Source organism: Ethanoligenens sp. (assembly GCF_047718355.1).
Taxonomy (GTDB): Bacteria; Bacillota; Clostridia; order Oscillospirales; family Ethanoligenentaceae; genus Ethanoligenens.
In genome coordinates this window covers 1-1,826 of record NZ_JBDNLG010000162.1, presented here as the reverse complement: position 1 = coordinate 1,826, position 1,826 = coordinate 1, and the positions used below count along the sequence as shown (strand labels likewise).

Here is a 1,826-nt window from a genome sequence, read left to right as displayed (position 1 = left end):
ACCCAAATTATTTCATTAATATCGGACAGACGTTTTTATGGAAAAGAAAACATTTGTTTCAGTATTTCCTCGCAGGAAAAACGCCATATCCAGAAATCAAAATCAAATATTTGATTCAGACACACGTCCAAAGCAATCCTGGAACACGATATGAAATCTCTTCTCTAACTGATAGAGGAACCGAAGCAAGAACCCGCAGAAACTCTTCTGCAGTTGGTGCAACTGCAGCGCTTACGAGCCACACGAGAATATCGTGAGAAGTTGTCTCTTTCCCGGGGACAAAAGAAAGCGGAGCACGATTAGAACCGTAGAAAATATTCTCAACAGGAAGCAGCGTGAATTTCTCCCATCCGCCTACTTCACGACGTTCTGCCGCGACCTGCTCAATACCCTGCGGTTGATTTTCAGTCGGGTTAGGAATGAAAACAAGATGTAGATTAGTGACAGGGTTATAAGCAGCGTATTGCCCTTCTCCAAAGGACCGAAGACTATAGACGAGTTCGCTTGCAAGACGATCATCTCGCTGCATGCGAATAAGACGATGAGTTCCGGGTTGTCCATCTTCCTCGTAAAAGAATGTCACAGCATTTGGCGTATCGTCGTGGACGGCCGCATAAACCGGAATCAGATGACTTTGTTCAGCAATCTCTGCCGTTGTGTGCATGATACGGTTTTCATGAGGGAGAAGGTAGAGACTGGTATCAAAAGCTGACTTCACCTGAAAAACCGTTGCTGCTCCATCTCCGCGAGGAGAGAACATGTTTCCGCCTTCGACCTTGTACCAGGTATCCCGTAGCGTCGAGATGGCACGGTCAAGCATTACACGGTAAATATCTCGCAATATACGGTGAGTTTGACCGATGAAGCGCAACGGCTCGTAGTCCGCCAGTTCATTGCGATTAAAGTGTTCCCAGTACACCGTGGAATCGCCAACGTCAGCATTCAAACGTCTTTTGATCCGCTGGATATAATGTTCCATGCTTCGGCAGATGTAATGCATGACAAAGGCATCGTTCCAATCGATGTCCTGGTTTGCATCCTGTCCATTGACCAAACGGCCGTCAGGTCTGACGTAACGATCTACGGGAATGTCATACCAATGAGGATTATGATAGTGCCCCCCCATCTTTTCAGGACGCACAAAGCTTTTGATCAGCCGATTATCGCCCAATTCAGGTGTTGAGTGCTGAACAAACGCTTCAACTGTCGTGATTTTGGGCCTTACAACGCGACCAGAACTTCCTTGAATACGCCAGGACAGAGCAACTGCGTCAGCATGGTCGAATTTTGAAAAAAACTCGGGCAAGCTGTCCTGACGCTTCAGATAGACATACTCGTCACCATCAAGAAATCCGATCCAGTCGTACTGACCTTTGGCCATTTCAGCCGCAGCCATGAAGCTTTTCCGCTGCCTCTGATAGAAATCAGGCTCCTCAATAGGATCTGTCCGCATAGCTCTGATATCGCAGACAGATGCGGCAGATTGGATAATTTCCCAAGTTCCGTCTGAAGAATGATCATCAAAAATGAAAAAAGTTTTGACGCCCAGAGCTCTGTGCCAGGCAATCCATCCCGCAATGTCAGAAAACTCATTTTTGACAAAAAGCGCTATTGCTACGGTTGGAAAAGCCGTCATCTGCCTAGATCCACTTCAAAATGACCAACACGGTAAGTCTGATTACATTAACACCTAAGTGGGAAAAACCATATCACTCAGGTCTCATTAACCCAAATGCGGCCTTAAAACCGTAATCGGTTTGTATTTTTTTACGAAATATAATATTTTTAAATTATGGTCTAACAATGATCATAACAACAATAATAAC

Annotated in this window: 1 protein-coding gene; it reads right to left on the bottom strand. The window is 45.3% G+C overall.

Annotation, left to right across the window (positions count from 1 at the left end):
• Positions 1-115 precede the first annotated feature (115 nt).
• The gene (locus ABF463_RS14480) at positions 116-1,636 is read right to left on the bottom strand and encodes a glycosyltransferase family 2 protein (RefSeq protein WP_415534741.1); all 1,521 of its coding nucleotides are present in this window, start codon (positions 1,634-1,636) and stop codon (positions 116-118) included.
• Positions 1,637-1,826 lie beyond the last annotated feature (190 nt).

What these genes read in the sequence shown, in the direction of transcription:
- ABF463_RS14480 (WP_415534741.1), bottom strand. Translation starts at nt 1,636, where the DNA reads ATGACGGCTTTTCCAACCGTAGCAATAGCGCTTTTTGTCAAAAATGAG.